This window comes from Archangium violaceum (genome assembly GCF_016887565.1).
GTDB lineage: Bacteria > Myxococcota > Myxococcia > Myxococcales > Myxococcaceae > Archangium > Archangium violaceum_B.
On the sequence record NZ_CP069396.1, the window covers coordinates 5,696,501 to 5,720,689 of the forward strand.

The 24,189-nt window shown below is 66.0% G+C and carries 17 protein-coding genes; 2 read left to right on the forward strand and 15 right to left on the reverse strand.

Going from position 1 to position 24,189, the window contains the following annotated elements; translation table 11 throughout:
* Positions 1-4 precede the first annotated feature (4 nt).
* The 4 genes from JRI60_RS23325 to JRI60_RS23340 all read right to left on the reverse strand — a co-directional run bounded on the left by JRI60_RS23325 (position 5) and on the right by JRI60_RS23340 (position 9,183).
* A complete protein-coding gene (locus JRI60_RS23325; RefSeq protein ID WP_204228091.1) occupies positions 5-2,242 on the reverse strand; it encodes a hypothetical protein in 2,238 nt (745 codons plus the stop codon).
* The gene (locus JRI60_RS23330) at positions 2,239-6,291 is read right to left on the reverse strand and encodes a hypothetical protein (protein WP_204228092.1); all 4,053 of its coding nucleotides are present in this window, start codon (positions 6,289-6,291) and stop codon (positions 2,239-2,241) included. Before JRI60_RS23330 ends, JRI60_RS23325 begins: the two co-directional genes overlap by 4 nt.
* 319 nt (positions 6,292-6,610) lie before the next feature.
* Positions 6,611-8,914, reverse strand: coding sequence for a hypothetical protein (locus JRI60_RS23335; protein WP_204228094.1), 2,304 nt, complete (start codon positions 8,912-8,914; stop codon positions 6,611-6,613).
* Positions 8,911-9,183: a hypothetical protein gene (locus JRI60_RS23340; RefSeq protein ID WP_204228095.1), complete on the reverse strand. Its 273-nt coding sequence runs from the start codon at positions 9,181-9,183 to the stop codon at positions 8,911-8,913. Before JRI60_RS23340 ends, JRI60_RS23335 begins: the two co-directional genes overlap by 4 nt.
* 310 nt (positions 9,184-9,493) lie before the next feature.
* Here JRI60_RS23340 and JRI60_RS23345 point away from each other — a divergent pair, with 310 nt between their 5' ends.
* Entirely contained in the window at positions 9,494-10,609 is a 1,116-nt protein-coding gene (locus JRI60_RS23345; protein ID WP_204228096.1) for a hypothetical protein, read from the forward strand.
* Here JRI60_RS23345 and JRI60_RS23350 read toward each other — a convergent pair.
* Entirely contained in the window at positions 10,590-12,329 is a 1,740-nt protein-coding gene (locus JRI60_RS23350) for a serine/threonine-protein kinase (protein WP_239470833.1), read from the reverse strand. The genes JRI60_RS23345 and JRI60_RS23350 overlap by 20 nt on opposite strands.
* 701 nt (positions 12,330-13,030) lie before the next feature.
* Between JRI60_RS23350 and JRI60_RS23355 the strand changes: the two genes are divergently transcribed.
* Positions 13,031-13,819 (forward strand): DUSAM domain-containing protein, encoded by a 789-nt coding sequence (locus JRI60_RS23355; protein WP_204228099.1) that lies wholly within the window; start codon positions 13,031-13,033, stop codon positions 13,817-13,819.
* Between the two features lie 237 nt (positions 13,820-14,056).
* Here JRI60_RS23355 and JRI60_RS23360 read toward each other — a convergent pair whose 3' ends face one another.
* The 10 genes from JRI60_RS23360 to JRI60_RS23405 form a co-directional block, all read right to left on the reverse strand.
* Positions 14,057-14,254 carry a hypothetical protein gene (locus JRI60_RS23360; protein WP_204228100.1) on the reverse strand — a complete coding sequence of 66 codons (198 nt, stop codon included), beginning with the start codon at positions 14,252-14,254 and terminating at the stop codon, positions 14,057-14,059.
* The gene (locus tag JRI60_RS23365; RefSeq protein ID WP_204228101.1) at positions 14,251-14,649 is read right to left on the reverse strand and encodes an arsenate reductase ArsC; all 399 of its coding nucleotides are present in this window, start codon (positions 14,647-14,649) and stop codon (positions 14,251-14,253) included. Before JRI60_RS23365 ends, JRI60_RS23360 begins: the two co-directional genes overlap by 4 nt.
* A gap of 47 nt (positions 14,650-14,696) precedes the next feature.
* Complete coding sequence (locus JRI60_RS23370) at positions 14,697-15,059, reverse strand: ArsR/SmtB family transcription factor (RefSeq protein WP_204228103.1); 363 nt, start codon at positions 15,057-15,059, stop codon at positions 14,697-14,699.
* Between the two features lie 115 nt (positions 15,060-15,174).
* Positions 15,175-16,512, reverse strand: a complete 1,338-nt coding sequence (locus tag JRI60_RS23375) for a hypothetical protein (protein ID WP_204228105.1) — start codon at positions 16,510-16,512, stop codon at positions 15,175-15,177.
* Positions 16,509-18,794 carry a hypothetical protein gene (locus JRI60_RS23380; RefSeq protein ID WP_239470680.1) on the reverse strand — a complete coding sequence of 762 codons (2,286 nt, stop codon included), beginning with the start codon at positions 18,792-18,794 and terminating at the stop codon, positions 16,509-16,511. The genes JRI60_RS23375 and JRI60_RS23380 overlap by 4 nt, the downstream gene beginning before the upstream one ends.
* Positions 18,795-19,079: 285 nt before the next feature.
* On the reverse strand, positions 19,080-20,477 hold the full coding sequence (locus JRI60_RS23385) for an FAD-binding oxidoreductase (RefSeq protein ID WP_204228107.1): 1,398 nt from the start codon (positions 20,475-20,477) through the stop codon (positions 19,080-19,082).
* Positions 20,478-20,591: 114 nt separating this feature from the next.
* Positions 20,592-21,716 carry an FAD-dependent oxidoreductase gene (locus JRI60_RS23390; protein WP_204228108.1) on the reverse strand — a complete coding sequence of 375 codons (1,125 nt, stop codon included), beginning with the start codon at positions 21,714-21,716 and terminating at the stop codon, positions 20,592-20,594.
* Positions 21,717-21,737: 21 nt separating this feature from the next.
* Complete coding sequence (locus JRI60_RS23395; RefSeq protein ID WP_204228110.1) at positions 21,738-22,805, reverse strand: amidohydrolase family protein; 1,068 nt, start codon at positions 22,803-22,805, stop codon at positions 21,738-21,740.
* Between the two features lie 3 nt (positions 22,806-22,808).
* Complete coding sequence (locus JRI60_RS23400; RefSeq protein WP_204228112.1) at positions 22,809-23,834, reverse strand: fumarylacetoacetate hydrolase family protein; 1,026 nt, start codon at positions 23,832-23,834, stop codon at positions 22,809-22,811.
* Between the two features lie 2 nt (positions 23,835-23,836).
* Positions 23,837-24,187, reverse strand: a complete 351-nt coding sequence (locus JRI60_RS23405) for a Rieske (2Fe-2S) protein (RefSeq protein WP_204228115.1) — start codon at positions 24,185-24,187, stop codon at positions 23,837-23,839.
* Between the last annotated feature and the right edge of the window lie 2 nt (positions 24,188-24,189).

The window sequence follows — 24,189 nt, forward strand, 5'->3', positions numbered from 1 at the left end:
GGGCTCAGACGGAGAAGGTGTTCACGACATTGACGAATTCCCGCCGGATGAAGAGCGCCTGGATATTCCAGAAGCTATCGGGGCCCCCAATCACGTCGCAGGAGAGAATCCAATTATTACTGCCGCTATGGGATCCTGGCAGGAAACAGATACCCTCCATGGATTTGCTACTCAGCTTCGCATTGACGCCGGCGATGACGGCGACCCAATCGTTGAAGTTGTAACCCGTGTCGATGTTCGGGCTGTCCTGATTGACAATGTAGAGCTGGTACGCCATGGGTCTCTGGCCCTTGTACAGGATGGATCCGTCGCTCTGGATGGTGAGGATCGCGTTCCCGTTCATGTCACGCACCCGGAACAGGTCTTCGTCCGGCGGTGACTGGTCGACGTTGGGGTAGAGATCGATCGTGCCCCAGTTCTTGATCGGACCATCGACGCGCAGGCTCCCTCCCGAGATGTGCAGCGTCTCCGCAGGGCTCGTCGTGCCGATGCCGATGTTCCCGCCGGTCGTCACCGCCATGCGTGTCGTTCCGCTCTCGTCCGAGTCGAAGAGCAGGTTCTTGTCGAAGGTGATCCGGTTCTGGGAGTCCTGGGCCTTGAGCTTCAGGGTCCCGCCATCGCCGCGCTGAATCGCGACGGCGACGTTCGCGCCCGAGCGATAGACGTGCAGCGCTTCCGAGGGGCTCGTGGTACCGATGCCGAGGCTCCCGGAGTTGATGCCGAGGTTTCCCGAGGTGTCCAGCACCATCTGCGCCTGGCTGTTGTTGGTGTAGAACGAGAGGTTGTGGTTCGACTGTGTCCCCAGCCAGCCTCCCGTGCTGCTGACGTAGCTCGAGAGCCTGACGTTCCCGTCGGTGTGGGTGATTCCATACGATCCCGACCCCGTCTGCACCTCGAGCGTCTCGCTCGGACTGGTCGTGCCGAGACCCAGCTTCCCGTTGCTGGTGCCGGTCATGACCACGTTCCCGTTCATGTCCCGGAGCCGGAGCAGGTCCTCGTCGGACGGCGATTTGTCGGTGTTCGGCTGGAAATCGATCGGGCCCCAGCTCTTGTACTGGCCGTCGACGCGCAGGTTCCCCCCGTTCGCGACGTGCAGTTGCTCCTCGGGGGCCGTCGTGTTGACTCCCACCCGGTAGAGCACGTTGTTCTGATAGAACATGGGCAGCTTCTGGATGTTCAGCTGCGCCTCCCCATCTGGATGGTCCGGGAAGTCCTCATACCGCAGGTGCAGCGTCGTCTGTCCCGTCGCGTACCCCGTGACGATGTTGGAGATGGGGATCTCCAGGCTCTCGCCCGGGGCCAGGCTGGTCTTGCCGGCCCCGGGGGTGAGCGTCCAACGATTCGAGTCATCGGGTCCGCTGACCTGCCAGCTCCCGTTTCCGGACCAGCTCGTGTCGATGCCAGAGCTGTCCTCCTTTCCGGGGAGGTAGATGTCATGCACCTGGCTGTCGGCCGAGAGTGCCCAGCGGTCGTTGTTACTGCTCGACGTGTCGAAGAAGAGCACGAGCTGGGTGGGGCTGCCGCTGCCCTGTGGGCTCAGGTTGATGGCGTCCTGACCCGTGTTCACCAGCCGCACCACCAGCAGGTTCTTGGAGGTGCCGTCGTTGGCGACGACGTTGGGGGTGCTGAAGGACGCGTAGAGGGGCAGGGGGCTCGCGGCGGCGTTGCTCGGAGGACTCACGATGTCGAACGTCCTTTGCTCGGTCAGTTGGTAGGGGTTTCCCTGCCCATGAATGAGATCCTGGGACGGGGGGTCGAACTCCACGACGTAGGACGACTCATTCCAGTTGAAGGTCGCCACGCTGGACCGCTCGCCACCCTGCGAGGCGGCGCCGATGTTCGTGGCGTTCAAGGTCAGCGGGTTCTGCGGATTGATGCGCAGCGTGCTCTTGCTGAGCAGGTACAGTGACACTCCGGTCTTGGAGTCGTTCGTGCCCGTCGGGTGCTGGACGCAGGCGAAGGACCATTGCGCCGTGTCACTCACCTTGATTCCGGTGGCCCCCGCGAGCGCGCCCGGGTCGAAGTAGAGCTCGAAGTGGTAATTGCTGGCGCTCGCGACCTGGTTCGTCTGTGGTATCAGCGTGATCGTCACCCCTGGATTGGCCAGGCACTGGATCAGCACCGCCACGGTGTCCGCCGCGTTGGGCGTATCCGTGATGAGGATCTGGTTCGCGAGAGGCTGAGCCTGCCCCTGCAATGGCCAGGAGAAGTCGAAGGCGAAGGCTTGAATGGGTGTCGTCATTCTCGAGTCCCGTTTCCGCTGGTCTCCGTGCTGGACAGCTTCAGCCACCCCTCGCAGAGGAGCTGCTCCCCCGCGAAGCGGGCCGTCGTGTCGGGGGGCGTGAAGTTGGCTGACTCCAGCCAGTTGCCGCCCAGGTTGTTCAACCAGGACCACGCGTATCCGCCCTCCTGGGGCAGCGCGGCCTGGAGTTGTTGCTGGTCCGGTGGTTGTTCGTAGGTCGCGCGCGGGGTCATGAGTGGCGCGGACAGGAACGTCACCTCCAGCGCGGCGATGGCGCCGGCATACTGATCCGACGGGACTCCGATGGCCTTCGTTGGCAGGACGCCGCTCGTCGCGTGGACCCGCCCGCGCGGATCCACCAGCAAGGCGAGCGTCTTGGGTGCCTCCCCGGGTGCATGCAAGACGTCCACGGGCGCGTTCTTCGCCGTCTGGATGCTCCGGGGCTCCCCGGAGGCGGTCGCGAGTCCTTCGTTGTCGCTCTGGGGTGCGTAGAACACGTTGCCCGCGTAGCCCCCCTGTCCATCCTCGAGCCAATAGCCCGCCAGACCATCGTTGTACTGGCTGAACTCGCCGATGCGGATCGGCAAGCGCACGCCCTGGAACGCCTGGGTGATGCTGTCGGGGCTCTCGGTCACGGGCGTGACCGTCCCGTTCTCGTGATAGGCCTGGACCTCGTTCAGGAAGAGGTCCCAGCCCTCGTCGCGCGCGGGCTGTCCCTTCAGCTCGATGGAGACCGAGGCCCTGACCAGGGCCAGCGGGCGTCCCACGAGCAGTGCCATCGCCTTGTGCTGAGCGTAGTCCTCCGGGTTGATGTTCTGGATGGCGTCATCCAGCGTCGACAGGAAGGAGGTGGTGAATGCCTCGCCGCTCGTGAGGTTCGACGTCATGTATTGCACCATGGCCCGGAGGTGCGGGTTCTGGATGGACGCCACGTCGATCACGTGGAGCCGTCCCGGCGCCGAGCGCCACCGCCCCTCCGAATCGACGAGCCCCAGCAGGCCGCCATCGGCCTCGTAGATCATCAGGCTGTTGTCGAGGTTGTTGGGCAACACCCACCCGCAGATGGGCGAGGTGGCGGGGTGGGCGTTCATCTCCGCCTCGTCGTTGCCATTCACGGGCTCGGCGGACAACCAACGGAAGGACACGCGCGCCGCCTGGGCCAGACGTGGCAGGAGGCGGATGCGGCAATCGTCGCTGGTGGGGTAGCGCAGGGGCATCTGCTCGGTGGAGCTGATGACACACCCGGCGGAGGGATCGACCTGGAGGTCGTTGACCTGACCAAAGGTGTCCACCAGCCGCAGCGCGGAGATGCGCATCTCTCCGCTCCGGATCGGGGTGAAGTCGTTGTTGGGCAGGGGGGCGCTGAGCAGGCCATTGCGCACGGTCCCCTGGACCTGCAGGGCGAGCTGCATGTCGTCATCGTCGCCCGTCGGGTCGCCAATGGGGAGCTGCATGATGCGCTGCTGGGTGAGCAGGGCATCATTGAATCCGCCCAACGCTTGAGACAGGCAGGGCAGTGTCTTGAGCGCGTTGTACGACGACAGCGCGGTCACGATGGGATCGTTGTCACCCTTGGGCTGGTAGGACGCGAGGGTGGCCGTCAGATCCTGTGCGTCCAGGAGGGTGACCGCCTGCTCCACCGTCAAGCCCTTCAGCTCGGTGTCGAGCGGCGGGGGCAGGACCGCGCACTGTGTCACCAGATAGTCGGCGATCCACTGCTTGAGCTTCTCTCCCGCGTGGGAGCTCAGCAGGGAGAAGCCCCGGTAGGGCCGCTCGTCGCTCGAGATGTCCTGTTGCGTGGGCGAGAGGTCCACCGCGGTCTGGGGCAGGGTGTAACGGCTCGTGACGTAGTCGGTGGGGTAGTTGCCGTTCACCACCGTGTCGGGGAAGAACTGCACCTCCCATTCGAGGATGGCCGGGTTCCATGGCTGTTGGGTCCACCAGGAGAAACCCGCCGTGTCCGTGCCCGGGCTCGGCTGCTGGTTGTCCATGAGCTGGCGGATCTGGTCGACGAGCTCGCTGTGGTGGGGCAGGTCCTGCAGCGCCGCGTCGTCCACGTTGGGCAGGAGCAGGCACGGCAGGAGGCCGTCGTCGCTGTCGCTCCCGTCTTCTCCATGGCGATCGGTGGGCAGCACGGTATCGCCCACCATCAGGACGACGGGCTCGTTCGCATGCCAGTAGCGCGAGTGGGGCACGGGGCCGAGGGTGTAGTCGGGCGAGACGCTGGTCGCGGCGGTGCGCAGGTTCGAGACGGCCTGTGCGAGCCGGGTCGCGAGCTGATCCGGCAGCGGCGGGATGTAGAGGTTCATCTGGCCCTGCTCCACCTTGACCAGGTAGGTCGTGGAGCCGTCCTGGATCTGCCAGACCTTGCCCTCGTCCCCGCCGGAGATGCCCCCGGGCGGCTGCACCACGATGGCGTTCGAGGACAGCTTGATGCCGCAGTTCTCGAGCTCGCCGAACCAGGTGTCGGAGTTGGTCAGGTTGCCCTGGAGCAGGTCGTTCTCGTAGTCGCTGTAGTAGCTGATGTCCTTCGAGACGATGCCGAAGCCGACGCTCGTCGTCTGCACGTCGAGCAGGCCGGTATTCGGATCCCGGCTCCATTGCAGCTGGCCCGTCTGGGTGATGGACGTCCGCATCGGGGGGATGCCGCTCATGAAGACGGTCCAGAAGGCGTCCTCGAGGTTCCCGGGCCACTTCTCCTCCTCGAAGCCCTCGGGGTGGCGGCAGATCTGGTACTTGTACCAGTCACGGAAGAGCCGCTCGCTCATGCTGCCGATGGCTTCCTGCGCCTCGTCGTACTGCTCCTGCAGCTCGTTGAGCTCGTTCAACTGATCGGCGAGTGAGTCGGGCAGGGTGATCTGGAGGCCGGGCTTGCGGCTCTTGCTGCCAGGCTTGCCGCTCCGGATGGACCAGGTCACGCCGCCGAAGACACCCGTGAAGCCCTTCTGGTGGCGCAGCTCGAACAACCGCGCCCGCTGGTCGAGCTTCTGCTGCTCGAGCTCGTTGATGAACTGCATCGCCTCGAGCTGCTCCTCGAAGACGGATTTGTTCGCCGGTGCCAGGGTCTGCGCCAGATAGGCGGAGAGCGCCTCGGTACCCGTGTTTCCGACGGAGAGGGAGACATTCCGCGCGGTCGCATCCGGGTTGTCCCTGGGCCCGTTCTGGAAGGTGAGGCGGGCATAGCAGACGGTGCGATCGGGAAAGGACTGGGCCCCGACGTCCACGTTCCAGTCGAGCTCCTCGTTGAGCTCCTCGACCATCTGCTGTGAATCGTTCTTGTCGGGATTCTGGGTGTACCAGAGCCCCATGAAGTCCTGGCTGGGATCGCCGTACCAGCCGATGACGTCGTAGGCCAGCCCCTGCGGGTTCGTGTACGCCGAGGGGTCGTCATCCCGGAAGCCGAAGACGCTGAAGCAGTTGGGGTAGAAGGCGGCGAACGAGCTCTTGATGTGGTCGAGCGTGTTCACCCAATCGAACGGCCCCACGGAGGTGAGCGCGAGGCCGTACTGCTTCAGGTATTCGGCGTTGGGGTCGTTCTGGGTCCAGCTCGCCTGGGGAACCTTGCGCCCCATGTGGCGGAAGGGTTGGTAGGGTCCGCTCGTGGGATTGATCTGGGAGAAGGGGACGGTGACGGCGTCGGGCAGCTGAGCGCTCAGGATGGACAGGTCGGGATGGAGGTAATCACTTTCGACGACCCACTGGTTCTCGATGTTGCCGTTGCGGCGCCGGATGATGAGCCATCGGTTGGGGACGATGGGGAATTTGCGATTGCCCGCGGAGTCCCCCTCGTCGCTGTGGGTCAGCGTGTCGGGCAGGGCCCAGTGCAGGTGGATGCCGGGTGGCAATTCCAGGATGCTGCTGGTGAAGGGGGGCGAGAGGATGTTCTCGCTGAGGTTGGGCGTCTCCCTCGACGGATGGACCTGGGGTGAGCCGCCCTGCTCGTAGGTGAACGGCAGGCCGCTGTAATCGATCAGGGCCTCGCGTATGCCTGTGCTCTTCGTCAGGCAGAGGGCGTCCAGATACATGGGCACGAGCAGGACGGAGTGCATGGATTTCCTTCCCGGGGCCGCACCGGGACACGAATGAGCGCGGCGTGGAGCGGCGTCTGGGTCATGAAAACCTTCGACGCACTGTTGAGTCAAGGATGAATCAGAAAAACCATGAATGCCGTGAAGATTTGCAAGGCCGTTATACGTTTCTGTGTCGACTGACGTGTCAGCCGGCTCCGCTGCTGTGCCGGACGACATGTCAGCCGCACCGTCAGGATGACGGACTTGTTGCGGACGAGGTGGATTGCGTGAAAGCGATTCGTGGAGGCTTGGGAGCAACTGGTCCGATGGTTGGACCAGTTGGCGCGCTGCGTGGCCGTCAGCTCGTCGCTGTCCAGGTACCACTCACGAGTTGGCTTCTGATGAACAGGACCTGGAGCGTCCATCCGCCAGCGTCGTGGTACACGGTATTGATGTAGATGTACCACCTGCCGCCGGACTGGTAGAAGTAGGTCTCCTGTCCGTGCGAGTCGTCCTTGTGGGTGGGGAGCGAAAAGCCGGCGAGGACCGGGACCCAATCCGCTGTGGAGTAACTCGTCTGGTAATGGGTCCGGCCACTCCCCGAGTAGTTCTCGCACCTCATGAACTGCTGACCATTGAGTCGGATCCCTCCGACCACATCCAAGGCCGCCGCGGGATCCATTGTCCCGATACCCACCTTGCCGTCACTCCGGACCGTGAGGACCCGGCTTCCAGACATGTCTTGGATCCGGAGCAGATCCTCATTCGCTGGCGTCTTGTCGACGTTGGGGTAGAGATTGATGGGGCCGTAGCTCTTGATCGCACCGTCGACCCGCAGGTCCCCACCCGTGATGTGCAGCCTCTCCGCCGGGCCCGTCGTGCCGATGCCGACGTTCCCCGCGGTGTTCAGCACCACCTGTGCATGGCCGCCGTTGGTGAAGAACGAGAGGTTGTGGTTCGACCGGGTTCCCAGCCAGCCTCCCGCGCCGCTGACATAGCTCGAGACCTTCACGGTCCCGTCGGTGTGGGTGATTCCATACGACCCCGACCCCGTATGCACCTCGAGCTTGTCCGCCGGGCTCGTCGTGCCGATGCCGAGGCTCCCCGAGTTGATGCTGAGGTTCCCCGAGTTGATGCTGAGGTTCCCCGCGGTGTTCAGCACCACCTGTGCAGGGCCGTTGTTGGTGAAGAGCGAGAGGTTGTGGTTCGACTGGGTCCCCAGCCAGCCTCCCGCGCTGTTGAGATAGCTCGAGACCTTCACGGTCCCATCGGTGTGGGTGATTCCATACGATCCCGACCCCGTATGCACCTCGAGCGTCTCGCTCGGACTGGTCGTGCCAAGGCCCAGCTTGCCGTTGCTGGTGCCGGTCATGACCACGTTCCCGTTCATGTCCCGGAGCCGGAGCAGGTCCTCGTTGGCTGGTGTCTTGTCGGTGTTCGGCTGGAAATCGATCGGGCCCCAGCTCTTGTACTGGCCGTCGACGCGCAGGTTCCCCCCGTTCGCGACGTGCAGTTGCTCCTCGGGGGCCGTCGTGTTGACTCCCACCCGGTAGAGCACGTTGTTCTGATAGAACATGGGCAGCTTCTGGATGGGCAGCTGCGCCTCCCCATCCGGATGGTCCGGGAAGTCCTCGTACCGCAGGTGCAGCGTCGTCTGTCCCGTCGCGTACTCCGTGACGATGTTGGAGATGGGGATCTCCAGGCTCTCGCCCGGGGCCAGGCGGGTCTTGCCGGCCATGGGGGTGAGCGTCCAACGATTCGAGTCATCGGGCCCGCTGACCTGCCAGCTCCCGTGGCCGGACCAGCTCGTGTTGATGCCAGAGCCGTCCTCCTTTCCGGGCAGATAGAAGGCGTGCACGTGGCTGTCGGCCGAGAGTGCCCAGCGGTCGTTGTTACTGCTCGACGTGTCGAAGAAGAGCACGAGCTGGGTGGGGCTGTCGCTGCCCGATGGGCTCAGGGTGATGGCGTCCTGGCTCGTGTTCACCAGCCGCACCACCAGCAGGTTCTTGGAGGTGCCGTCGTTGGCGACGACGTTGGGGGTGCTGAAGGACGCGTAGAGGGGCAGGGGGCTCGCGGCGGCGTTGCTCGGAGGACTCACGATGTCGAACGTCCTTTGCTCGGTCAGTTGATAGGGATTGTCCTGTCCAGGGATGAAAATCGGGGACGAGGAGTTTTCGAACTTCACGACGGAGGACGATTTACTCCAGGTGAAGGTCGCCACGCTGGAGCGCTCGCCACCCCGCGAGGTAGCGCCGATGTTCGTGACGTTCAAGGCCAGGGGGCTCTGCGGATTGATGCGCAGAGTGCTCTTGCTGAGCAGGTACAGGGACACTCCGGCCTTGGAGTCGCTCGCGTCCGTCGGGTGCTGCACGCAGGCGAAGGACCATTGCGCCGTGTCACTCACCTTGATGCCGCTGGCCCCAGCGATCGCGTTCGGGTCGAAGTAGAGCTCGAAGTGGTGATTGCTGGCGCTCGCGACCGGGTTCGTCTGTGGCTCCAGGATGATCGTCACCCCTGGATTCGCCAGGCACTGGACCAGCACCGTCACGGTGTCCGCCGCGTTGGGCTTGTCCGTGATGAGGATCTGGTTCGCGAGGGGTTGATCCTGCCCCTGCAATGGCCAGGAGAAGTCGAAGGCGAAGGCTTGAATGGGTGTCGTCATTCTCGAGTCCCGTTTCCGCTGGTCTCCGTGCTGGACAGCTTCAGCCACCCCTCGCAGAGGAGCTGCTCCCCCGCGAAGCGGGCCGTCGTGTCGGGGGGCGTGAAGTTGGCCGACTCCAGCCAGTTGCCGCCCATCATGAGTGGCGCGGACAGGAACGTCACCTCCAGCGCGGCGATGGCGCCGGCATACTGATCCGACGGGACTCCGATGGCCTTCGTCGGCAGGACGCCGCTCGTTGCGTGGACCTGCCCGCGCGGATCCACCAGCAAGGCCAGCGGAGTGCATGGATTTCCTTCCCGGGCCGCACCGGGACACGAATGAGCGTGGCGTGGAGCGGCGTCTGGGTAATAGAAATTCTCAACGTCCTTTTGCGTCAAGGACAAAGGCGAAAAACCATGAATGCCGTGAAAATTTGCAAAGCTGATACACGTGTCTGTGTCGCCTGACGTGTCAACCGGCTCCGCGGATGTGTCGGCCGACATGTCAACCGCGCAGTCAGGGTGACGGACTTGTTGCGGACGAGGTGATCCGACCCTTTACTGAGGTCGAAGCCCCCCAGCCCAGAAGACGAGCCGTCACGTGCGTACCCTGTTCCACAAGAGAGTCGTCCCCGTCGTCGTGTTCCTCTCCTCGATGCCGTTGCTCTCCGCGCGGGCAGAGGAGAAGGGGGAGGAGGTCGTCAACCTGAAAAAGGAGGGGGCCGTCAATTTCAGGGCCACGCTCGGTACGATCAGCCGTCTCTACCGGCAGATGGAGTACGAGCAGGCGTTCGATCAAATCCAGCTCGCGCGTCAGAGCCCGCTGGGAACGTCCGAGCTGGCCGTCCTGTCCCTCTACGAGGGCATCGTCTTGTATGACATGGGAAAGCACGTGGAGTCTGGCGATGCCTTCCAGATGGCGCTGCTGATCCGGGAGGATGCGAGGCTTCCCGAGCAGGTCGCCCCCAAGATCCAGAGTCACTTCGAGGCCTTCCGGCGAAGGCTCCAGGAGGAGCTGACCTCCGCTGACGAGGCGCGCCCCGCCGCGGTGAAGGCTCCGTCGGATTGCCCCTCCGCGCGCATCGCGATCACGGGCAGAACCTTGAAGGCACAGCAACTGTGGCGCCTGGCCGTGATGGAGCGAATGCTGTGCTTGAAAGGGATTCGTGGAGGCAAGGTGGCCGAGACCTTGTCGGACTTGAAGACCCGGATCACGGAAGCGGGGACGGGCACCGAGTGGATGCGCGTGGGTCAGGAGATCGACCGGATCGCCCACCTGTACGCGGTCTACCCGTCCAACGAGGACTGGCGCATGGCGAAGTCCTCCGTGCCCGAGGAGCTCTGGGAGCTCGGGGACGAGGAGCAGGATGTGCCTCTGCCCGAAGCCCCCATCTTGCCCGTGGTGAGCTTGCCGTCCCAGCAGGCACCGACGAATCTGTTCGGGTGCCGCGCGGCCGTCGCCGTTGAGTGCGAACGGCTCATGCGGCGGTTGCTGCTCCTCCAGAACCAGATCCCCAGCATGAAGGCCGCGAACCGGAGCGCCGCGAGGAAGGAGCTGTTCCTCCTGGGTCAGCGGGTCCGGGAGGCCGGCTTCAGCGACAACTTGGCGGAGGCCGCTGAAGACATCGACGCCTGGCCGGGGAAGTGGAGCGAAGCCGACGCCGCGGTCCCTGCTCCCGCCGGGGGAGCCCCCCTCCTCAATCCTCCAGGAGGTTGATCTTCTCGAGGCTGTTCTGTCCGGCCTTGACGTCGACGACGAGCAGCTTCTCCTTGGGAATGCTCGGGTTGACCAGCTTCACGGTGTGAGGCCCCGCGGGCAACTCCAGGGGGCGCAGGGGGGTGTCTCCCATCCTCTTGCCGTCGACGTAGACGGTGGCGTAGGGCCGGACGCGCAGCTCCAGGGTGCCCTTGAACGCGCCCCTGGATGTCCCTGGAGCGGGCTGCTTGGGTTTAACGGGCGAGCGCTCCTGAGCCGGTTGCTCCGCGGGCACCGGCTCGGGGGCAACCGCGAGCCCCGTGTCTGGCTCATCGGCCTCGGGGCTTGGCGGAAGGCCCGTTTCGGGCGGCTTGGCGAGTGCCACCGTCGGCTGGGCTCGCGGGAGCTCCGCCGCGAGCGCGGTCCCCTGAACCTCTGGCTGGGCGCACGTCTTCGAGGACACCACGCCGCCGCCCGCCACGACCATCAGGCCACCCAGCAGGGTGGGTACCCACCGGTTCGAGGACCGGGGCTTCTCCGCCGACATGACGGGGCGCCACACGGGGGAGTCCGCCCGTGTCGGCCGCTGCTCCTGGTGGTCCACGTCGACGGGCGGCGGGGTGGGCCGGCGGGACGCGGCGGGAATCCGCGCCTGGACGGTCATCGGCTCGCGCTCGAGGCGCCGGGGCGGAGGTGTGACGAGGGCCCTGGGTTCCTCCTCTTTCGGCGCCTGGGGCGCGCGCTGGTTCGCCGTCACCGCCTCGTTCGAGGACGGGGCGGGACGCTTCCTGACGAGGAACGGTGGCTCGGCGAGTGAAGCCGGAGGTGGGGGCGTGAGCGCCGGAGGGAGGGGCTGCGAGAGGGCGGGGAGCTCCGGGTTCGTGGAGGTCTGGTGGATGAGCTGGGCCACCTGCTGCGTCATCACGGGCCTGCCGACGGAGACGATGAAGGCCTCCAGGTCGGCCTGGAGGGCATGGCAGTCCGGGTAGCGTTGCTCGCGCTCCTTGGCGAGCGCCTTGCTGAGAATCCGCCGCAGGGGCTGGGGGAGGTCCGGACGGTGCTTGGCCGCCGGGATGGGCTGCTCGTAGAGGATGGCCTGCATCAGCCCGGCGTCCGACGCCGCGGCGTACGGCCGCTGGCCCGTGAGCAGCTCGTAGAGCACCACCCCGAGCGCGTACACGTCCGCGCGCCGGTCCAGCTCCTTGGCGCGCAGCTGTTCGGGCGGCATGTACGCGAGCTTGCCCTTGATGACGCCGCTCTCCGTCTTGTGGCTCTGTCCGGCGGCCTTGGCGATGCCGAAGTCCACCACCTTCACCGCGCCCTGCCGGGATAGCAGGATGTTGTCCGAGCTGACGTCGCGGTGGATGAGGCCCATCGGCGCGCCCGTCTCGGGGTCGGTGAAGTCATGGGCGAAGGCGAGCCCCTCGCAGGCATGGGCGATGAGCCGGGCGCACACGGTGGGGGGAAGGGACAGTCCCTGGGCGGCGGCGCGCTTGATGAGCGTGCGCAGACTGGGCCCGTCGATGTACTCCATGGCCAGGAAGTAGGTGCCCTCGGACTCGCCGAAGTCGAAGATCTGCACGATGTTCGGGTGCGTGAGCCGGGCGGCGAGCCGGGCCTCGGACAGGAACATCTGGACGAAGGAGGTCTCCTCGGCCAGCTCGGGCAGGATGCGCTTGAGGACCAGGGTCTTCTCGAAGCCCATGGGTCCCGCGGCCTTGGCGAGGAACACCTCGGCCATTCCGCCCGAGGCAAGCTTGCGCACCAATTGGTATTTCCCGACGTGTTGCTGTGTCACGAGCCGGCCCTCTTCCCAACGTGTCAGGAGGTGGGCGTTGGATATCAGGTGGGCTTCGGCTTGTCGTGATCCTACCGCCGGGTCCTTTCCCGAGTGGTAGGAGCGGGCCGATTCCGTTCAACGACACGGCAAGACAGGAAGTCAGGCCAAAAATGAAAGCCATGTTGCCTTGAGAACGGACGGCACCTTCGTGTGCATCAGCGCCACGAGGTGCTCGGCCAGAGTGCTGTAGTGCTCACGAAAAACATGAATTGTGCCCTTCGTCTCGGGGCGGCTGTGCTGTGGGGCGTTCTCGCGTCGGGTTGCTCGGCAGGAACTGCTGCTCTGGGCCCGGCGGACTGCCGGCCGGGAGACTCCACCATGACCTGCTGCATCAAGAAGCACCCTCTTGACCCGGTAGGGGCCTGTGGCGCCTCGCCCTCAGAGGTCGAGCAGGTGCTACGAGCCGTGCGCGCCGACGAGGACGAGGACGATTTCGCCAACAACGCATCCCTGCCTGAGTGGAAGCAGGAGTGCATCCGGTTGTACGTGAGGTGCCAGAATCGCGGATGGACGGGCAAGTGTGACGATTGCTTGCGGTACTGTGAGGGTCAGCATGATTGGCCCCGCGATTGGTGCCATCCCCGGGAGTAAGGCGAGGAATCATGTCCGAAAAAATCGATTGGGGCCCTATCAGGGACTTGGCGCAAAGAGTGCTTGAACGTAGCGAGCCGCTGGAGCTTTCAGCAGATACCCGAGCCCTGCTGTTCAAGAGTGCCCGAGAGGTGGCCATCAGCCAGCAGGACGCGGAAGATGCTTTGCGCAGTCTGCCCGCTGCAACGACCCTGCTACGGGAGATCCGCCAACGCATCCGGGAAGGGTCGAAGCGACTCGGCAAGGCTCAAGACCGGGTGGACGAACTCCAGCAGAAAGGGGACCTCGACGGGGCACAGCAAGTCATGCGCGACGTGCTCGCCGTGGAGGTCGTTCCCCTCTACCGGGAGCAGGCCGAAAGAACCCTTGAGAGGTTTGCCGGGCTTGCGGAGGTGCGCGCAACCGGGCGGCTCAATCCGGACCTGCCCGACCGAGATCAACTCGCCGTTCTCACGCAGCGCATCCAGCAGGGGCACGCCCTGGAACTCACGGACGACTTGCGCGCCCTTCTACGCCGGACTGCTCCCATGGCAGCTGTCAGCGAAGCCGAGACCGAAGAAGCCCTCAAGAGCCCGGAAGGCGCCGAGGCCCTCATGGGGATGATTCTCTCGCGCTTCCAGAAGGGGGAGCGCCGATTCCTGCGCTCGATGTACCGGATGACGAGCCTCCGAGACGCGGGCGATCTCGAAGGTGCGCGTCAGCAGATGCGCGACGTGCTGGCCGTGGAGGTCGTGCCGCTATACCGCGAGATGGCCGAGGAGCAGCTAAGGGGCCTCGACAGACCGCCCCCGGAGTCGTAATCGCTCGGGAGCAACTGGTCTGACTGTCAGACCAGTTCGTCCGGAACGCGCCCGGAAGGTGCCCCTTCCTTTCATGCAAGAGCACCCCTGAAAGAACTGACTCCAGCTGGCTTGGGGCCGACGGAGTACCTGTCTTGAGCGAGCCGCCATGCACTGCCGGGTGGGAGGTGTGGTAGAGGCCCACTTCTCCGGTCTCATCCACGTCCCTGGAGGTTCCCGCACTCACGAGCCCGGGCCTCATCGTCCCCTGAAGAGAACCCGGCTCAGCACCGTGAGCATGAGGGTGATGGCCGTGGCCCCCAATGAGGCTGCGTTCACCCCTGTCCGAAGCAGCAGCACGGCGGAGAAGGTCGCACCGAACATCTGTGCGAGGCCCAGGATGATGCGCAAGACAGCGGCCAGCCGACTCGCACGGGGCTGGCCTTCGCGATTCACGTCCAGCCTTCCCGGGCCAGCAGCTCCGACACGCGGGAGCGCACCTCATCGCGAATCTGCCGGACCCGCTCCACGGGCTTGCCCTTGGGGTCCTCCAGCGGCCAATCCTCGCGCACGAGGCCTGGCACGTAGGGGCAGGCTTCGCCGCACCCCATGGTGATGAGCATGGAAGCCCCCTGCGCCAGCTCGTCGGTGAGCCGCTGGGGTTTCGCGCCCGACACGTCGATGCCCACCTCGGCCATGGCCGCTCGCACCTCGGGGTGGACACGCTCACCGGGCTGAGTACCAGCGGAGAGGGCTCGGGCGGTGGCGGGATTGGCCAGCGCGTTGAAGAAGGCGGCGGCCATTTGCGAGCGCCCGGCGTTGTGGACACAGGCGAAGATGACGGTCTTCATGGAGTCACCAGGGTCGAGAGGAAGAAGTCTGAAGGGAAGCCCGAAGCTCACCGGCAGGAGTTGGGCCCACGCTTCTCGAGGAGCTGTTCCACGTCCTTTCGGAGTGTCTCCTGCTTGCCGAAGGTGCTGACGAGCGCCTTGAGCTGCTGCTTGCACACCTCGTCGAGCTGGGGCGCGAGCCGGTAATAGACCCAACTCCCTTCTCTACGGGGCTCCACCACGCCGGCCGCCCGGAGCACGCTGAGCTGGCGGGAGGTGTTGGATTGCGTCAACCCGAGGGCGGATTCCAGGTGGCAGACGCACAACTCCCCGTGGGAGAGCAGCGCCACGATGCGCAGGCGGGTCTCATCGCCCAGCGCCTTGAAGAGGCGGGAGGCAGGTTGGACGTCGAGGGCTGTGGCGGCGGACATGACGATATTCGAATATCTGAATATCGTGATGCCGTAAAGCCCTTGGCGCCAACCTTTGTGTGACAGGTGCTTCCCGCTCACTCCAGCGTCTGGTCCACCAGCATCTGTCTTCTCCTTAGCCGCGGTGCCGCTCGGCAATGCGGTAGAGGTAGGTAAGGGAGTAGTCCAGGAGCGACTGTCGCGAGCGCATGTAGTTGCGGGCCCGGACGAAGGGTAACCACACGCGGTCGCCCACGAGCACCTGGGCCTCCTCGAGCTTCTGGCGCGGAATCCACCTGCCGCCCAGGTGGCGTACCAGCACCTCACCCAGGTACGCGCCAATGGCGGGCACCGCGTGCTCGTCAATGGCCTCCCGTAGGCGGCTCGTCGGGAACTCCTCGTGCCAGAAATAGAAGTCGGCATCCGTGAGCGACTCGGGCGTTGTCTCGGAGACGGAGGGCACCTCCGAGTGCAGCAGAGCCACGAGGTGCTCGGCGTAGAGGCTGTACTGCTGGAGAGCATGCTCTGGATTCTCTATGTCCGGGGGGAGGGCGGAGTCGGCGGGTCGCCATTCCTCGGGCTCGGGAGGTCTCCAGGCGTTGAGCGCGGCAATCCTCCGCTGGCGCTCGTGGCTGGCGGCGCGGTCCACCACTCGGGAGAGGAGCGGGGCCAGGTCCGGAGGAAAGCGGGGCTCCACGGGCGCGAGTGCGGCGCTACGCTCGCGCAGGCTGCGCAGCACCGTGTCGAAGTCCAGGTCCGGCCGAAGGTGGGCGTGGGCGCGGGCCTGCGCGAGCCGCGCCTTGTCGCCGGCGAAATCCGCGGCTGTGGGCCATGTCACCAGGAGCACCGAGCCGTTGGGCAATTCCTCCACCCGGTGAGCGGGCGTGGAGAGCATGCGCTCGCGGCCCACGGTTTCCACCAGTTTGGGGCCGAAGACATTGAGCCAGAACATCTCATAAATCTTGTCGAACCCGTCCCTCCGAGAAATCTTCTCGTCGCGCCCGAAGCGGGGGGAGCCCGCCAGCTCCGCGTCATCTGCGCTGTGGGCCGCAGCATGGGAGACACGGTAGCGGGAGGCCCAGGCACGCACCATCTCGATGAATTGGCGGCAGCGCTCGTCCTCCGCAAAAACGGAGAGCGGCTTTACCTTGATTGTGAGGTCCAGTTCGGGAGCCAGAGGTGGGGACCGGAGTCGCAGCGTCATGTCCAACGCAGGCCACTCCGCCCGATACAATCCGATGGTCGTTACTCTTGCGTGGCGCTCCTCCTCCAGTGCCTTCCATACGGCGGGACGGTTGTACTTGCGTCGCCGCTTGCCTTCAATGACGTCTGGCATCCACCCGTCGGCGTGCTCTTCAAGGGCAAGGAGCAAGGGCTCCAACTCGGTCTCCTTTGCCACCTGCGGCTCGAAACCCGCTTTGAAAGTGAGCCAAAGGTGGTCCTCTTTCAGGCCGTGAAACTCCAGCACTTTCATTGGAACGACACCTCCACACCCGGCACGGATGACTCGGTCGCATTCACAGCCGCATCCAAGTAGTTTGCATTCGTGGGTTTGAGGTTGCCGCCCTCGTAGATGAGGCGTACCTTCACGACCTGAACCTCGCTGCCCTCAGGGAGAATGGACTGGATGGAGTTTCGGCGGATGTCCAGCGTCTCGCCGTAATGTCTCAGGGCCTCGCTCGCGTCCGCCTTCATCTGCGATTCCAGAGCCCTGTCTCCTAGTTGCGAGAGATCGCGGCTCTTAAAACTGAACGTCTCCACGCGCCGCGGCTGCCCGCCGAGCTCGCCCTCTTCGATGACGAGCACATCCACGTAGCGCAGGCCGGGGCCCGGCTTCCTCACGCCCACCTGCGTTTCAATGCGGGGCTTGTCGAAGTCCCCGAGGAAGCTGCGCTGGGCCCGAGGCTTCTCCGAGTCAGCCTTCAGCAGCTTCACCATGTCGCGCTCGAAGGCCATCCCCCGGGCAAACCACGCGCGCATCCGCTCGTAGGGCGCCCACTTGAGGGGGCCCTCGGCGGCCGTGCCCTTCTCCACCTCGTTCAAGCGCTTCTCGTAATAGTCGACGTACTCGCGCCAGCGCGGATTGCCACGGGCCTCGGGCGGCGCCGCGTCGATGGAGGGTTGGTGCTGTTTCAGCACCTTCGCGTCCTTGGGTAGGCGCGGGCCCGTGGCCTCGACCTCCACCGCCGCGAGCTTTGCCTCCACCACCGACGGCGTGTGGCCAACCCCCTCGTCCACCAGCGAGGCCAGGGTGCTCTGACGCTCCGTGGCCGAGACCTTCATGGGAAAGGGGCGTGCGGCCTCGTCCGCCGCGGCGGCCGTAGCCCCGGGCCTGGCCTTGGACATGAGTGGCCGCGCCTTGGCCACATCCCCCCGGGCCTCGTACAGGGCCAGCGCGGCGTCCATTCCCCCCAAGGCCACGAAGCGGCCCGCCTCACGTCTGGCCTGTATGTACCGGGCCAGCTCTCGGAGTCCTTCTACGCCCGCGCCCAGCCGTGCTTGCAGTTCCCGCGTCTTCTCGGCGAGGAGACTCACTGGCACCCGCACCGTCTCGAGTCCCCTCTGGAGTCCGGCTCCTCCTCCCCGGGCCTCGTAGAGCGTGCGCACGCCCTTGCCACCCACGTACAGGGTTGCCAGCAGCGCGACGGGCGTCAGCTCGCGAATGGCCTGCTCGTACTCGCCCTGCGAGAGCGAGTACAGCCCGTGGCCCGTACCCGCCCCGAGGTAGTAGAAGCCCAGCGGCACGCCGAAGGTGAGGTGGTCCACGCTGCCCAGCACCACGTTGCTCGCCGAGTAGTGCTGTTTCGCCGCCTTCCGCTCCACCTCGTCGAGGTCCTGCTGGTAGGACGGTGGGAGCTGGCTTCGTTGCCGGGTGTAGTGGGTGTACCAGGCATTCTTCTCCTGCTCGTGGGTGAGCAGGTCGGTGACGGCACGGCCTGCGCCTCGCAGCAGGTCTCCGGGTTGGAAGTCCCTGTCCGGACGGGCCGAGAGCTTCAGGCTTCGCGCCTCCAACTCCGCACGGGCCCTCGGCATCAGCCCCAACGTGGTCTCCAGCCGCTTGTTCCTGGCCAGCCAGAAGAGAATCTCCCGCAGCTCATCGTCATGGGCCGAGTCGAGGAGGACGCGGATGAACACCTCGGCATGGGCGACTCCATACTTGTCGGTGGCATGGAGGAGGAACGAGAGACGCTTGCGGTTGAGAATGCCGGCGGCGTCCTCACGCACGGGCCCCAGGGAGCCAAGTCGCACGGCATCCCAGTCCGTCAGTGACTCCACCAGCCGGGGCATGTCCACCCGTTCCTGGAGTGCGACGTATTCGGCGGGCGAGGTGCACGTGAGGAAGGGGGCGAGCAGTGCCTCCTTGTCACTGGAGGAGAAGTCGGGCCAGCCCGGGGGTACGGCTTGTCCTCCGCACGAGGGCGGCTCCTGGGGGACTGGCCCCTTGCTGGCCACCTCGTATGAGGGCGTCTCGCCCGCACTCGCCAGGGCGGTATCTGGGCCCAGTCCGTGGGCACTGCGGCGGCGGTGCAGCCGCTCCTGCTCGTCCGGCTCTGCGGAGAGGGAGTGCTCGCCCAGCTCGGTAGACGCAAGAGGCGAGGTTGCCTCGAACGAGGGCGTATGGGCCTCCGCCCCTCGCAACGTGGAGAAGGCGTGGGAGCCCTCCGTGGGGCTGCCACCCTGTCGCGGCGCCAGCGTGATGCAGCCGGTGGAGAGCAGCACAGCCGCCAGCAGCACGGCCCGCGGGTAGGTCCTCATCGTGCGTGCCCTCCGGAAGCACCCCAAGCGGCTGCGCCCAAGCAAGCAATACCCGCTCACTTCGCCAGGACGACTATCACACGAGGCAAGAACCTGCCTTCTTTCTGGGTAGGCCGGTCACGCGCCATCTTCTTGGGCGGTTGTGCTGCCAAGGGGCACCTCGGGGGACGGAGGCCACACGCTCGTCACCGGGAGGCGCCCCGTCCAGGACGGTAGCGGCTCGCGCCGCCAGGCCGTGGTCCAATGTCCTGGCGGCGGTGGCACCGGGCGGGCACGGCTCTCTGTCTAGTGCACCGTGGTCCCGGAGCCGGGCGTCGGCTCCTCCAGTCCGAGCGCCGCCCGGCACGTCTTGGTGTAGAGGTCGCGGAAGATGTTGTCCGGGTCGGTGAGCTGTTTAACGGCCTGGTAGGTGTCCTTGTTCCAGAGGCTCCAGAAGGTCTGCTCGTCGTAGTAGTTGTACGAGATGAGCGTCTTGGTGCCGTTGACGCGCAGCAGCTCGTCCTCGAATTCCTTGTAGAGATTGCGGCCCGCTTGCTGTGGAAGCCCGTAGACGGCGAGGTCGAGGAACAGCGGGTCGTGTACGCCGGACCACCACTGGGGCGTGAGCCACTCGTAGTCCCGCATCCGCCGGTAGGGGACGCACCACACCGGGTAGAAGTGCATCTCGCGGTGATACCAGTCCATGAACTCGGCCGTGCGCGAGAAGGGGACGAACACGTCCACGATGACTTGCGGGTTCTTCGCCGGCAGGAAGCGGTGGAAGCGGTCCGCGGCCCTCAGCACGCTGTCCGAGTGCACCAGCTTGCCGAACAGCGCCCGGCCGACGAGGCTCTTCGGCGTGACGTGGGTGACGCCCCGGTCGTAGCGGAAGAGATAGTCATAGAGGGTGAGGTAGTCCTCGGAGAGCCGGGGAATGCTCTCGCAATACGCCTTGAGCCAGTCGTAGCGGCTCACGTACGGGGCGCGCTCCGCGAAGCGGCCCACGCACAGCACGTGCTTCGTCGGTGAGAAGATCTGCCCGTCGAGGTAGTCGGCGTCCTGGGCGGTGAAGTGGCGCCAGATGGCCTGCTGGAAGGCCTCGAGCGTGGGGTAGGTCTCGTACGTCACGTGCACGTAGGGCGCGACGTGCACGAGCTTGAGCTTCAGCTTCGAGAGGATGCCGAGCGTCCCGAACGAGCCGTGGATCATCTGGAACACGAGCGGGTGCTGGTCGGGGGAGCAGTGCAGCACGTCCCCCTTGGCGGTGATGAGCTCGTATTCGAGGCAGGTGTCGTGGAAGCCACCGTGCCGGAAGGACATGGACTCGATGGAGCACCCCGCGACGGCGCCCCCGAGGGTGATGGTCTTGTGCTCGGGGACGATGATGGGCGCGAGCCCGTAGGGGAGGGTGGCGCGGACCACCTCGTCGAAGGTGACCGCGGGCTCGACCGTGCAGGTCATCGCCACGGGGTCGATCTCGAGGATCTGATCGAGGTCACTCAGGTCGATCTTCTCGTCGCTCCGCCGCCGGTCGTTGCGTTTGGGGACCTGGTGCGGAGGCGTCTTCTTCTTGAGGGACACGGGCCGCGTGCTCGTCCGTTGCCGAAGCTGCCGCGCGATCCTCTCGACCTTCGCCGCGTGAAGCTCCTGGTGCCGCTCGGGCTGCTCCGACCAACGTACGTCAGGCACCGATTCGGTTTGCATTCCACGCCTCCGTCCCGAGAGGGTGGTGAAGCCCTGGGCGCTCGGTGAGTCAGGGCCCTCCGGACTGGCCCTCGCCCGCCCGGCCGCCTTGCACCCGAGGGTGGGACCTTCGCGTCAGATGGGCTGGGCCGTGACTTCCATCATCTTCTTCACGATCCCGGTCCGGTCGGCGTTGGACGCGCCTTGCATCTCCCAGTCACCGATCTGGATCGAGCTCTCGACGATGAACTTGCAGCGCTCGTAGCGCCGCTGCATGAAGCGGGACAGGAGCGCCTCCATCGGTGCGTTCTCCGAGAGGAGCTCCGAGAGCACCACGGCGTCCTCGATGGCCATGCCCGCTCCCTGCCCGAGGTGCGGCGTCGTCGCATGCACGGCATCGCCGATCAGCACGACCCTTCCCCGGTACCAGGGCTCGGGGACGAAGATCACCTCCATGGGCTTGTAGACGACCTGCTTCGGGTCGGTGATCTGGTCTCGCAACCGGCCGATGAGCCCGCCGAACTCCTTCAGGCGATCCCGCATGATCTCCGCGAGCCGGTCCTCCGGCATCCACGGGTTCCCGGGCTCCGAGGAGGTCACGAACAGGTACATCAGGTCCTGGGAGAGGGGACAGAGCCCGGCGTTGTGATGACGCCCGTAGAAGGCCGCCAGATGGTCGATCTCGGGCGCGCGCGGGAAGTTGTGGCGGAAGACCGCCTGTCCCGTGAAGCGCGGCTTCGGCTCCTTTCCGAGGATCATCGTCCGGACCTTGGAGAAGAGCCCGTCGGCGCCCACGACGAGGTCGTACCGGCCCCGCGTGCCGTCGGTGAACGTGACCGAGACGCCGTCGGGGTCTTGCGCCAGGTGTTCGACCGTGAGGCCCAGACGGATGGAGGCCCCCCGCTCCTCCGCCGTGGAGCTGAGCACGCGATGGAGAGCCAGCCGGGAGATGCCCAGGTTGGCCGGGTACTCCGGCCCCGCCGCGCGCACCCCTGGCAGCATTTGCAGAAGATGTCCCTCCGCCGTGTACAGCCCCACGTTCTCGTACGCGAACCCCGCGCCGAGGAAGCGGTCGGCCAGCCCCAGCTGGGCCATGGCCCGGATGACGTTGCATTGCTGGATGATGCCGACGCCGTAGACGGTCCACTCCTTCTTGACCTCGACGAGGTCGACCTCGATGCCACGGTTCCGCAGGCCGGAGGCCAACGAGAGTCCGCCGATCCCACCACCGACAATCAATACCTTGCGCACACTGGCCATCTTGGATGTCTCCTTGGCTCTTCAGGTTCGTTGCGTCTCGGCCGCGTCCAGGCCCAGCAGCTCGGCCGCGTTGATGCCGAGGATCCGCGCGCGCTCCGCGTCGCTCAGCCCTGGAACGGCGTCCACCAGGGCCTGGACGTCGTATGCGCCCATGTCGAAGGGGTAGTCGGTGCCGACCACCACCTGCGAGGCCCCGACGATGTCGATGAGGCGCCGCAGGACCTCGGGGTCATGCACGACGGTGTCGAACCAGATTCCCTTCAGGTACTCGGAGGGCGGGCGTTGGATATGGCCAGCCTCGGGACGGACCCGGAAAGCGTGGTCGGAGCGGCCCAGGTAGTGTGGCAGGTAGCCCCCTCCGTGTGCCGCGCAGAGCTTGAGCCCCGGGTAGCGATCCAGCACGCCCCCGAAGATGAGATGGGAGAGCGCCACCGTGGTCTCCACCGGCTGGCCCACGGTGTTGCACAGGTAGAAACGGTCCAGGCGCGCGCCCAGCGACGTCCCCAACGGATGCAGGAAGATGAGACAGCCGAGCTCCTCTGCCCTGGCCCAGACCGGCTCCAGGCTGCTGTCGGACAGCTCGAGCCCGTTCACGGAAGAGGACACCTCGAAGCCGCGCAGCCCGAGGCGGCGGACACCGTGCTCCAGTTGCTCGACGGCGAGCCGGGGGTGCTGCGGGGCGAGCGTGCCGAGCCCGACGATGCGGCGCGGGTGCCCGTCCGCCAGGGAGGCGATGTGCTCGTTCTGGACCCGGACGATCTCGCGGGCGAGCTCCTCGTCCGCCCAGTAGTAGTACTGGTTGGGTGAAGGGCTGACCACCTGGACGTCCACGCCCATGGAGTCCATGTCGCGCAGGCGGAGCTCGATGTCCGTCAGCTTGGGCATCGCCCGCGGGAGCATGACGGTGGCGTTGTGCAGCGTGGAGGCCTCACCCTGGGCGCGGAGTTGCAGCTGCGGCTCCGCCTTCTTCTCCGGCCGGTCCGCGACCAGTCGCTCCACTTCGAGGCTCAGGGCGTGGCAGTGGAGGTCCACCACGAGCCGCTGGCCCTGGGGTGGTCCGACGGGACGCCGCTCGTGACGCGTCGACATGATTCAGCCTTCCTCGGCGATGCAGGGATTGCGCTGGGTGCCGAGCCCGGTGATGGAGCCCTCCAGGACGTCGCCCGGGCGCAGGAAGCGGTTGTAGTGGGTGCCATTTCCAGCGGGAGAGCCGGTGCAGATCACGTCTCCTGGGAGTAGCTGGACGTAGGAGGAGATGAACTCGATGAGGCGCGCGACACCGAAGATCATGTCGGCCGTGCTCTCGTCCTGCATGGTCTCGCCATTGAGCTTGAGCGTGATGCGCAGGTCCTGCGGGTTGCCCACGAAGGCGGCGGGTACGAGGTAGGGGCCCATGGGCAGGAAGGTCGGCGAGCTCTTGCTGGCCATCCAATCCATTCCCATCTGCGGAACGTCCGGGCGGTAGACGAGCTCGCGGCTGGTGAGATCGTTCACGACCACGTAGCCGGCGACGAAGTCGAGCGCCTGCGCGCGGGACACGCGCCGGGCGGGCCGGCCGATCACCACACCCAGCTCGAGCTCCCAGTCGGGCTGGCTCACGTCGCGGGGCAGCACGACGGAGTCATGGGGGCCCACCACCGCGGACGAGGCCTTGAAGAAGACGAACGGCTTGCCCTTGGCCGCGCGCTCGTCCATGAGCTTCTCACCGTAGGCCTGGCGCTCCTCGGCGGACATCTTCTCCGTGAGGTGGCTCTTCTGGTCGATGATGAGATCGATGACGTGCTTGCGGTAGTTCGCCCCCGAGCAATAGATCTGCCGCGGCTGCGGGAGCGGCGCTCGGACCTGGAGCCTGTCGACTGGAACCAGGAGCGAGGCCACCCGAGGCGCCTCTCCGCCACGCAGCAGCTCCGCGATCCGGCTGAGCGTCGCGAAGTTGCGCGGCCACTCCAGGAGGAGCTCCTGGACGGAGGCGGTGCCAACGAGTGGCTGGCCGAGACTGGCGGCGAGGGGCGCGAGCGCCTCGAGCGCGACGACCTGTTTGTCGATGACGAGGCCGGGGAAGGACGGACTTCCCGCGACCGCGAAGGTACCGATTGAAAAGCGGGCCTGTTCGCCCATGGTCACTCCTCCTCGAGTATGGCGTAGACGTGATCAGCGGAATCCAGCTGCAGGGGCACGTGGGTCAGCGCCTGTCCCAGGCAGGGCCCGAGCGTGCAGAGCCCGGTGGCGATGTCGAACCGCGCGCCGTGGGCGTGGCAGACGATGCGGCTGCCGTCCCGGTTGAGATAGGCGTCCTTGCGCCAGGCCATGGCCGTGCCGGGCTGGTGAGGACAATCATCGCGCCAGGCGTGCAGGTCCCGGCCCTGGCGCACCACCAGCAGGGTGTCGCGGCCCGCGCCCAGCGGATCGAAGCCGCGCGACTGCCCGTCGGGCAGCTCGTCGAGCCGGCACAGGAATACCCCGCGGCTCATGT

What these genes read in the sequence shown, in the direction of transcription:
- JRI60_RS23325 (WP_204228091.1), bottom strand. Translation starts at nt 2,242, where the DNA reads ATGACGACACCCATTCAAGCCTTCGCCTTCGACTTCTCCTGGCCATTG.
- JRI60_RS23330 (WP_204228092.1), bottom strand. Translation starts at nt 6,291, where the DNA reads ATGCACTCCGTCCTGCTCGTGCCCATGTATCTGGACGCCCTCTGCCTG.
- JRI60_RS23335 (WP_204228094.1), bottom strand. Translation starts at nt 8,914, where the DNA reads ATGACGACACCCATTCAAGCCTTCGCCTTCGACTTCTCCTGGCCATTG.
- JRI60_RS23350 (WP_239470833.1), bottom strand. Translation starts at nt 12,329, where the DNA reads ATGGCCGAGGTGTTCCTCGCCAAGGCCGCGGGACCCATGGGCTTCGAG.
- JRI60_RS23355 (WP_204228099.1), top strand. Translation starts at nt 13,031, where the DNA reads ATGTCCGAAAAAATCGATTGGGGCCCTATCAGGGACTTGGCGCAAAGA.
- JRI60_RS23365 (WP_204228101.1), bottom strand. Translation starts at nt 14,649, where the DNA reads ATGAAGACCGTCATCTTCGCCTGTGTCCACAACGCCGGGCGCTCGCAA.
- JRI60_RS23370 (WP_204228103.1), bottom strand. Translation starts at nt 15,059, where the DNA reads ATGTCCGCCGCCACAGCCCTCGACGTCCAACCTGCCTCCCGCCTCTTC.
- JRI60_RS23375 (WP_204228105.1), bottom strand. Translation starts at nt 16,512, where the DNA reads ATGAAAGTGCTGGAGTTTCACGGCCTGAAAGAGGACCACCTTTGGCTC.
- JRI60_RS23380 (WP_239470680.1), bottom strand. Translation starts at nt 18,794, where the DNA reads ATGAGGACCTACCCGCGGGCCGTGCTGCTGGCGGCTGTGCTGCTCTCC.
- JRI60_RS23385 (WP_204228107.1), bottom strand. Translation starts at nt 20,477, where the DNA reads ATGCAAACCGAATCGGTGCCTGACGTACGTTGGTCGGAGCAGCCCGAG.
- JRI60_RS23390 (WP_204228108.1), bottom strand. Translation starts at nt 21,716, where the DNA reads ATGGCCAGTGTGCGCAAGGTATTGATTGTCGGTGGTGGGATCGGCGGA.
- JRI60_RS23395 (WP_204228110.1), bottom strand. Translation starts at nt 22,805, where the DNA reads ATGTCGACGCGTCACGAGCGGCGTCCCGTCGGACCACCCCAGGGCCAG.
- JRI60_RS23400 (WP_204228112.1), bottom strand. Translation starts at nt 23,834, where the DNA reads ATGGGCGAACAGGCCCGCTTTTCAATCGGTACCTTCGCGGTCGCGGGA.
- JRI60_RS23405 (WP_204228115.1), bottom strand. Translation starts at nt 24,187, where the DNA reads ATGAGCCGCGGGGTATTCCTGTGCCGGCTCGACGAGCTGCCCGACGGG.